General features: G+C 70.1%; 9 protein-coding genes. 7 read left to right on the top strand and 2 right to left on the bottom strand.

Annotated elements, in window-relative coordinates; genetic code table 11:
* On the bottom strand, positions 1-580 hold a 580-nt coding region (locus GA0115259_RS17685; RefSeq protein ID WP_093597751.1), incomplete at its 3' end, for a helix-turn-helix transcriptional regulator.
* 131 nt (positions 581-711) lie between these two features.
* On the opposite strand from GA0115259_RS17685, the gene GA0115259_RS17680 reads away from it, so the two are divergent.
* The gene (locus GA0115259_RS17680; protein ID WP_093597748.1) at positions 712-1,707 is read left to right on the top strand and encodes an aldo/keto reductase; all 996 of its coding nucleotides are present in this window, start codon (positions 712-714) and stop codon (positions 1,705-1,707) included.
* Here GA0115259_RS17680 and GA0115259_RS17675 read toward each other — a convergent pair.
* Complete coding sequence (locus tag GA0115259_RS17675; protein ID WP_161230402.1) at positions 1,704-2,372, bottom strand: TetR/AcrR family transcriptional regulator; 669 nt, start codon at positions 2,370-2,372, stop codon at positions 1,704-1,706. The genes GA0115259_RS17680 and GA0115259_RS17675 overlap by 4 nt on opposite strands.
* Positions 2,373-2,473: 101 nt before the next feature.
* On the opposite strand from GA0115259_RS17675, the gene GA0115259_RS17670 reads away from it, so the two are divergent.
* The 6 genes from GA0115259_RS17670 to GA0115259_RS17645 all read left to right on the top strand — a co-directional run.
* Entirely contained in the window at positions 2,474-3,502 is a 1,029-nt protein-coding gene (locus GA0115259_RS17670) for a hypothetical protein (protein WP_093597742.1), read from the top strand.
* Positions 3,503-3,579: 77 nt separating this feature from the next.
* The gene (locus GA0115259_RS17665; RefSeq protein WP_093597739.1) at positions 3,580-4,485 is read left to right on the top strand and encodes a polysaccharide deacetylase family protein; all 906 of its coding nucleotides are present in this window, start codon (positions 3,580-3,582) and stop codon (positions 4,483-4,485) included.
* A gap of 91 nt (positions 4,486-4,576) precedes the next feature.
* Positions 4,577-5,605 carry an N-acetyl-gamma-glutamyl-phosphate reductase gene (gene argC / locus GA0115259_RS17660; RefSeq protein WP_093597737.1) on the top strand — a complete coding sequence of 343 codons (1,029 nt, stop codon included), beginning with the start codon at positions 4,577-4,579 and terminating at the stop codon, positions 5,603-5,605.
* Positions 5,602-6,783: a bifunctional glutamate N-acetyltransferase/amino-acid acetyltransferase ArgJ gene (gene argJ, locus GA0115259_RS17655; RefSeq protein ID WP_093597734.1), complete on the top strand. Its 1,182-nt coding sequence runs from the start codon at positions 5,602-5,604 to the stop codon at positions 6,781-6,783. Before argC ends, argJ begins: the two co-directional genes overlap by 4 nt.
* Positions 6,780-7,754 carry an acetylglutamate kinase gene (gene argB / locus GA0115259_RS17650; protein WP_093597731.1) on the top strand — a complete coding sequence of 325 codons (975 nt, stop codon included), beginning with the start codon at positions 6,780-6,782 and terminating at the stop codon, positions 7,752-7,754. Before argJ ends, argB begins: the two co-directional genes overlap by 4 nt.
* The coding region (locus GA0115259_RS17645; RefSeq protein WP_093597729.1) for an acetylornithine transaminase at positions 7,751-8,796 on the top strand (1,046 nt) is incomplete at its 3' end. The genes argB and GA0115259_RS17645, both read left to right, overlap by 4 nt.

Genomic DNA, 8,796 nt, shown 5'->3' with positions numbered 1-8,796 from the left:
CCGGGGGATCGCCGGACCGGCGGCCGACGGCCGCACGCAGGTCGGCCACGAGCTGGCGGGCGTGGCGTTCCCGCTCCTCGGGCGGGCTGGCGGCCCGGTCGGCGGGATCGGTGAACCAGCGGTACACGACATAGCGCCGGTCGCCGGTGAAGCCGGTGTGGTCGCCGGTGAGCAGGAGGGCGGCCCGGTTCTGGGCGAGGATCTCGCCCAGGTCGGACAGCACCAGGGCCGGGGTGTCGCCGAGCAGGTCGAGCATGCGGATCAGGCCGGCGCGGGCCAGGCGGGCCGGCCCGTCGGCGGGCGGTGGCTGGTGGCCGGCCAGGTGGAACAAGTGGTCGCGCTCGTCGTCGGAGAGACGCATCGCCCGGGCCAGGGCGCCCAGCAGCTGGGTCGAGGGCTGGCTGCTGCGGCCCTGCTCCAGGCGTACGACATAGTCCACCGACATACCGGCGAGCATGGCCACCTCTTCCCGGCGCAGGCCGGTGGTGCGGCGGCGGGGGCCGTCGGTGATGCCTACCTCGGCCGGGCGGATCGCCTCCCGACGGCGGCGCAGGAAGTCCGCGAGCTGCTCACGTTGCATGGCTCCATGCTCCCTCGCGGCGGGCGGGCCGATCCAGGGAGCGGCTCTCCCATGATGAACGCTCCGCTCCCGTAGGGCGCGGAGCGGACACACAGTGGGCGACAGACCGACGACGAAGGAGAACGATCGTGATGCAGACACGAACCCTGGGCAGCACCGGCCCGGCCGTTTCCGCGCTGGGCCTGGGTGCGATGGGCATGTCGGGCGCCTACGGTGAGGCCGACCGCGCGGAGAGTATCGCCACCGTGCACGCCGCGCTGGAGGCCGGCGTCACGCTGATCGACACCGGCGATTTCTACGCGATGGGCCACAACGAGCTGCTGCTCGCCGAGGCGCTGCGCGGCCGGGACCGGGACAGCTACCGGCTGAGCGTCAAGTTCGGCATGCTGCGGGGGCCGGGCGCCGAGTTCGGCGGGATGGACGCCCGTCCCGAGGCGGTGAAGAACTTCCTGGCCTACTCGCTGACCCGGCTGGGCACCGACCATATCGACATCTACCGTCCCGCCCGGCTGGATCCGGCGGTCCCGATAGAGGAAACGGTGGGCGCGGTCAAGGAGATGATCGACGCCGGATACGTACGGCACCTCGGCCTCTCGGAGGTCGACGCCGCGACGATCCGCCGGGCGCACGCCGTGCAGCCCGTCGCCGACCTCCAGATCGAGTACTCGCTGATCTCCCGCGCGGTCGAGGCGGAGGTCCTGCCCACGCTGCGTGAGCTCGGCATCGGGCTGACCGCGTACGGCGTCCTCAGCCGCGGTCTCATCTCCGGGCACTGGACGCCCGGGCACACCGCCGGCCCCGGCGACGGCCGCGGCCACAGTCCCCGATTCTCCGCTGGAAACGTCGAACACAACCTCGCCCTCGTGGAAGCCCTGCGCCGGGTCGCCGAGGCGAAGGGCAGCACCGTCGCCCAACTGGCCATCGCCTGGGTGGCCGCACAGGGCGAGGACATCGTGCCGCTGGTCGGCGCCCGTACCCGGGAGCGGCTGGCCGAGGCGCTGCCCGCGATGGAGGTGAACCTCACCGCGGACGACCTCGCCGAGATCGAGAAGGCAGTCCCGCCGGGCGCGGCGCGCGGCGACCGATACCCGTCCGCGTTCATGTCCGGCCTCGGCGTAGGGAACTAGTTCTTCTCTGCTGGAACGGAGTCACCGACGCTACCGCCGCCCTCGGCCGCGTCGAGGGCGGGTGTGAGTGGTGCGAGCGCGGTGCGGAGCAGGTCGGGCAGTGAGCCGGCCGGGACGACGAGCGCCGTGGCGACGGGGGAGGCGGCGGCCGGCTGTACCCATCGTTCGAGTGCGACATGAACCGCGGCGGCCACGCTCGCCGCGAGCACGCGGGCGGTGTACGGGCCGGTATCGCCGAGGCGGTCGGCGATCGCGCCGGTGAGCGGATGCTCTATCGCGGTGGCGGTGTCGACGAACGTGTCGCGCAGTGCCGGACTGGTGGTGATCAGCAGCAGCACGTCGCGATCGCGTTCACCCGGGTCGGTGTACTGCTCCACGACCGCGTCGATGACGGCATCGGCGAGGCGGACGCCGGCGGGCCGGGCGGCCACCGCTGCCGCCACCCGGGATTCCCGTTCGGCGGTGACGGCGGCGACGATCGCCTGCTCACGGCTAGAGAAGTAGTTGTTGTAGGTACGTGGCGAGACTCCGGCGGCCTCCGCGATGTCGTCAACGCGGACGTTGTCCGGCCCACGCTCCAGGGCCAACCGCAGCGCCGCCTCCCGCAACGCCACCCGGGTGGCTTGCTTCTTCCGCTCGCGCAACCCGGTTCGTCGTGTCGTCACCGCGCGAGCATCCCACCTCACATGCGTGCACGCAAACTTGCGTGCACGCATTTTTTGCTTCTACTCTCGAATTCTCGTACCCGGCAGGAAGGTTCAGACCTGTGCGTGCCAAGGGCATCAGCTACGACACCGGCTTCGTCCGAGGCGGAGAGATCTCCCGTGAACGCTTCGACCCGGACGTGGTCAGGCGCGAGCTGGGCATCATCCGTGACGACCTGCACTGCACCGCGGTCCGCGTCATCGGCGGTGATCCGGAGCGGCTGGAGCTGGCCGCGTCCTGCGCCGCCGACCTCGGCCTGGAGGTCTGGTTCTCGCCCTACCCGCTCGAACTGGCCGCTGAGCAGATGCTCGCGCTGTTCGCCGACTGTGCCGAGCGGGCGGAGCGGCTGCGGCGGCGGGGAGTCGACATCGTGTTCGTCACCGGGGCCGAGTTGAGCCTGATGAACAAGGGATTCCTGCCCGGCGACACCCAGGAAGACCGGCTTGAGCTGCTGCTGAACCAGCGGGATCGCCTGCGCCGGCAGATCGGTGAACTCGGCGCACGGGTCAACGACTTCCTCGGCGAGGCCGTGTCCCTCGTGCGTGAGCACTTCGGTGGCAGGATCACCTACGCCGCCATACCGCTCGAACGCGTCGACTGGACGATGTTCGACATCGTGTCCATGGACCTGTACCGGTCGGCCGAGGTCGCCGACCAGTTCGCCGAGGGCGTGCGCACCCTTGTCGCACAGGGAAAGCCGGTCGCGATCACCGAGTTCGGCACCGCCGCCTATCGCGGCGCGGGCGATCTGGGCGGTCGCTTTATGGAGATCGTCGAGTACGACAAGAACACCGGCGCGCCGATCCGACTCAAGGGCGAATGCGTCCGCGACGAGGCCGGTCAGGCCACCTATCTGCGCGAGCTCCTGGAGATCTTCGACACCGGCGGTGTCGACAGCGCCTTCGCGTTCCTCTTCGCGCTCGGCAACTTCCCCCACCGCCCTGACGGCGATCCCCGCGACGACCTCGACCTGGCCAGCCCCGGCATCGTCAAGGTCCTCGACGGCAACCGCCAGGGCGACATCTATCCCGACATGCCCTGGGAACCGAAGGCCGCGTTCAGCGCACTGGCCGACCATTACCGCGCCTGACCTGCTACCCGGCCACTCAGTCACTGTGACCACGGCCTACGGATGGCCGGCCGACGGTGGGTGGGCAGACTGAGGGCATGAATGAACCTCGCTCAGATCCTGCGGTCGCCGCTTCCCCGGTTCTGTCGAGCGAGCTGCTGGGTTTTCCTCCTGGCGCCCGAGTGCTCATCCTCAACTGCGACGACTTCGGGATGCACCACTCGGTCAACGCGGCGATCATCGACTCGATCGAGGAAGGGATCGCCGGTTCATGCAGCCTGATGGTGCCGTGTCCGGGGGCGTCACAAGCCATGGACTTGCTGCGCCGCCGGCCGGAGATCCAGTTCGGGATCCATCTGACACTGGTCTGCGACACGGCCCACTACCGGTGGGCGCCGGTGGCCGCGAAGGACAAGGTGCCCTCGCTGCTGGACGAGGCGGGCGAACTGTTCCTTCCTGTGCCCGACCAGCGGGCCCAACTCCTCGGTCAGGCCCGTCTTGACGAGGTCGAGCTGGAGTTCCGCGCTCAGATAGACGCTGTGGCCGACGTCGGTCTGACACCGTCCCACCTGGATTTCCACTGCCTGGCGGACGGCGGACGCGATGACATCCTCGACCTGACCATGGCGCTGGCCGGGGAATACGGCCTGGCGGTGCGGGTCTGGCTCGAACCAGGACGTCGGCAGGCCCGCCGGCTGGGCCTGCCGGTCACTGACCACGACTTCCTGGACAGCTTCTCGCTCGGCCTCGACGGCAAGGCGGACCGATATGCCGAGCTGCTCCGCGACCTGCCGGCCGGCCTCAGCGAGTGGGCGGTGCATCCAGGTCTGGGAGGTGAGGAGGCGCGAGCGATCGAACCTGACGGTTGGCGCGTGCGCCGGTCCGACTTCGAGTTCCTCACCTCGCCATCGGCCCGCGATCTACTCCGGCAGGAGGGAATTACCGTGATCGACTACCGGGCCGTCCAGCAGGTCTGGTCCCGGCGCAATGCGCACTTCGGCTGATCAGGCAGCCGACTCGGGCAGAGCGCGGCCTTGTCATTGCATAAGACTGCGGAGGAACGTATAGTCATGCCATCGCTGAGGAGGACTTTCCATGACTGTACGCGCGGCAGTGGCAGGAGCGAGTGGGTACGCCGGCGGGGAACTGCTGCGGCTGCTGCTCGGTCATCCCGGGGTGGAGATCGGGGCTCTCACCGGGAATTCCAATGCCGGGCAGCGGCTCGGAGGGCTTCAGCCGCATCTGGTGCCGCTCGCGGAACGGGTGCTGGAGGCGACCGATGCCGAGGTGCTCGCCGGGCATGAGGTGGTGTTTCTCGCGCTGCCGCACGGGCAGTCCGCCGCCGTCGCCGAGCAGCTCGGGGACGAGGTGCTCGTCATCGACATGGGCGCCGACTTCCGGCTGAAGGACGCCGCCGACTGGGAGCGGTTCTACGGTTCCGCCCATGCCGGGACCTGGCCCTACGGGCTTCCCGAACTGCCGGGCGCCCGCGCCGCGCTGGAGGGGTCCAGGCGTGTCGCGGTGCCCGGCTGCTATCCCACCGCCGTCTCGCTCGCGCTCTTCCCGGCGTATACGGCGGGCCTGGCCGAGCCCGAGGCCGTGATCACCGCCGCCTCCGGCACCTCCGGCGCCGGCCGGACGGCCAAGCCGCATCTCATCGGCGCCGAGGTGATGGGCTCCATGAGCCCGTACGGCGTCGGCGGCGGCCACCGGCACACCCCGGAGATGATCCAGAACCTCAGCGAGGCCGCGGGAGAGCCGGTCACCGTCTCCTTCACACCCACCCTCGCCCCGATGCCCCGCGGCATCCTCGCCACCTGCTCCGTCAAGGCGAAGCCGGGCACGACGCCGCAGGACGTACGGGACGCCTACGAGAAGGCCTTCGCGGACGAGCCCTTCGTCCATCTGCTGCCCGAAGGGCAGTGGCCCGCCACGGCGTCCGTCTACGGTTCCAACGCCGTACAGATCCAGGTCGCCCACGACGGGGCCGCGGGCCGCATCATCGCGATCAGCGCCATCGACAACCTGACCAAGGGCACCGCCGGTGGCGCGGTGCAGAGCATGAACATCGCCCTCGGACTCCCCGAGGACACCGGACTTTCCACGATCGGAGTGGCACCTTGAGCGTCACCGCAGCGCAGGGATTCACGGCGGCGGGCATCGCCGCCGGAATCAAGGAGAACGGCAACCCGGATCTGGCCCTCGTGGTCAACAACGGTCCGCGCCGCGCCGCCGCCGGTGTCTTCACCTCCAACCGCGTCAAGGCCGCGCCCGTCCTCTGGTCCGAGCAGGTCCTCAAGGGCGGCGAGGTCGGCGCCGTCGTCCTCAACTCCGGTGGCGCCAACGCCTGTACGGGCCCGCAGGGCTTCCAGGACACCCACGCCACCGCCGAGAAAGTCGCCGAGGTCCTCAACAGCGGCATCGGCACGTCCGGAAGCGGCGAACACAGCGCCGGTGAGATCGCCGTCGCCTCCACCGGTCTCATCGGTCTGCCGCTTCCCATGGACAAGCTGCTGCCCGGCATCGAGAAGGCCGCCGCCGAGCTGTCCGAGCACGGCGGTGAGAAGGCCGCCATCGCCATCAAGACCACCGACACCGTCCACAAGACCGCCGTCGTGGGCGGCGACGGCTGGACCGTGGGCGGTATGGCCAAGGGCGCGGGCATGCTCGCACCGGGCCTCGCCACCATGCTCGTCGTCCTCACCACCGACGCCGATGTCGAGGCGCCCGCCCTGGACAGCGCGCTGCGCGCGGCCACCCGCACCACCTTCGACCGCGTCGACTCCGACGGCTGTATGTCCACCAACGACACCGTGCTGCTGCTCGCCTCGGGCGCGTCCGCCGTGACGCCCGCGTACGAGGAGTTCGCCGAGGCCGTCCGTACGGTCTGCGCCGATCTGGCACGTCAGCTCATCGGCGACGCCGAGGGCGCCTCCAAGGACATCCGGATCGAGGTGATCAACGCCGCGACCGAGGACGACGCCGTCGAGGTGGGCCGCTCCATCGCCCGTAACAACCTCCTCAAGTGCGCCCTCCACGGCGAGGATCCCAACTGGGGCCGGGTGCTCTCCGCCATCGGCACCACCGGCGCCGCCTTCGAGCCCGACGAGCTCAATGTCGCCATCAACGGCGTCTGGGTCTGCCGCAACGGCGCCGTCGGCCAGAACCGGGAGCTGGTCGACATGCGCTACCGCGAGGTACGGATCACCGCCGACCTCGCCGCCGGCACGGACTCCGCGGTCATCTGGACCAACGACCTCACCGCCGAGTACGTCCACGAGAACAGCGCGTACAGCTCATGACCGCGCCCGCCCGTAAGCACACCGCGCTGCCCAAGGCGCAGATCCTCATCGAGGCGCTGCCCTGGCTCACGCGGCACAACGGCAGGACCGTCGTCATCAAGTTCGGCGGCAACGCCATGGTCGACGAGGATCTCAAGGCCGCCTTCGCCCAGGACGTCGTCTTTCTGCGACAGGCCGGCCTCAAGCCCGTCGTCGTGCACGGCGGCGGGCCCCAGATCAACGCCCAGCTCGACCGGCACGGTCTGGTCAGCGAGTTCAAGGCCGGTCTGCGCGTCACCACACCGGAGGCGATGGACGTCGTACGGATGGTGCTGGCCGGGCAGGTCCAGCGCGAGCTGGTCGGACTGCTCAACCAGCACGGCCCGCTCGCCGTCGGTATGACCGGTGAGGACGCGCACACCATGTCCGCGACCCGGCACCGGCCGCGGATCGACGGAGAGCTGGTCGACATCGGCCGGGTCGGCGAGATCACCGCGATCGACACCGGCGCCATAGAGGCGCTGCTCGGCGACGGCCGGATCCCGGTCATCTCCTCCATCGCGCGCAGCGCCGACGACGGACATGTCTACAACGTCAACGCCGACACCGCGGCCGCCGCGCTCGCCGCCGCACTGGGCGCCGAGACGCTGATGGTCCTCACCGATGTCGAAGGGCTCTACGAGGACTGGCCGGGCAGCGACGACGTGATCAGCCGGCTCACCGCCACGGAGCTGGAGAAGCTGCTGCCCGAGCTCTCCAGCGGCATGGTGCCGAAGATGGAGGGCTGTCTGCACGCCGTACGCAACGGTGTGAGGACCGCGCGCGTGCTCGACGGCCGTGTCCCGCACTCGATCCTGCTGGAGATCTTCACCGACTCGGGCATCGGCACGATGGTCGTGCCCGACGCACCGGTCGTGCCCGACGGAGTCGACGCGCCCGATGGTGTCGACGTGCCCGACGGAGTCGACGCGAGCGAAAAGGAAGCGAAATGACCGGCAACCAGGAGCTCTCGCAGCGCTGGCAGAGCGTCATGGCGGACAACTACGGCACGCCGAAGCTGTCTCTCGTACGAGGCGAGGGCGCCAAGGTCTGGGACGCGGACGGCACCGAGTACACCGACTTCGTCGGCGGTATCGCGGTCAACGCGCTGGGCCACGCGCATCCCGCCGTCGTCGAGGCCGTCTCCCGGCAGATCGCCTCCCTCGGCCATGTCTCCAACCTCTTCGTCGCCGAGCGGCCCGTCGCCCTCGCCGAGCGGCTGATCCAGCTCTTCGGCCGCCCGGGCCGGGTGTTCTTCTGCAACTCCGGCGCCGAGGCGAACGAAGCCGCCTTCAAGATCGGCCGACTGACGGGCCGTCAGCGTATGGTCGCCACCGACGGCGGCTTCCACGGCCGCACCATGGGCGCGCTCGCCCTCACCGGTCAGCCTCCCAAGCAGCAGCCCTTCCTGCCGCTGCCCGGTGACGTGACACACGTTCCGTACGGAGATGCCGCCGCGCTCCGTGCCGCCGTGACCGAGGAGACGGCGTTCGTGATCATCGAGCCGATCCAGGGCGAGAACGGTGTGGTCGTCCCGCCCAAGGGCTATCTGGAGGCGGCCCGCGAGATCACCCGCGCCACCGGCACACTGCTCGTCCTGGATGAGGTGCAGACGGGCGTCGGCCGTACGGGCCACTGGTTCGAGTACCAGGCCCACCAGGGCGTCGAACCCGATGTCGTCACCCTCGCCAAGGGACTCGGCGGCGGTCTGCCGCTCGGCGCGACGATCGCCTTCGGGCCGACGGCCGAGCTGCTCAAGCCGGGCCATCACGGCACGACGTTCGGCGGCAATCCGGTCGCCTGCGCCGCCGGACTCGCCGTACTGGACACGCTCGCGGCGGACGGTCTGCTCGACCAGGTGAAGCGGCTGGGCGAGAAGCTGCGCGACGGAATCGAGGCGCTCGGCCATCCACTGGTCTCCCATGTCCGCGGCTCCGGACTGCTCCTGGGTATCGTGCTCACCGAGCCGCTCGCGCCGCAGGCGCGGCAGGCGGC

This window comes from Streptomyces sp. MnatMP-M17, from assembly GCF_900091995.1.
In the GTDB taxonomy this organism is placed as follows: domain Bacteria; phylum Actinomycetota; class Actinomycetes; order Streptomycetales; family Streptomycetaceae; genus Streptomyces.
This window is presented reverse-complemented; position numbering and strand designations above follow the sequence as displayed.

Excerpts from the sequence above, each read along its gene's own strand:
- GA0115259_RS17665 (WP_093597739.1), top strand. The coding sequence starts at position 3,580 with ATGAATGAACCTCGCTCAGATCCTGCGGTCGCCGCTTCCCCGGTTCTG.
- GA0115259_RS17680 (WP_093597748.1), top strand. The coding sequence starts at position 712 with ATGCAGACACGAACCCTGGGCAGCACCGGCCCGGCCGTTTCCGCGCTG.
- argC (WP_093597737.1), top strand. The coding sequence starts at position 4,577 with ATGACTGTACGCGCGGCAGTGGCAGGAGCGAGTGGGTACGCCGGCGGG.
- argB (WP_093597731.1), top strand. The coding sequence starts at position 6,780 with ATGACCGCGCCCGCCCGTAAGCACACCGCGCTGCCCAAGGCGCAGATC.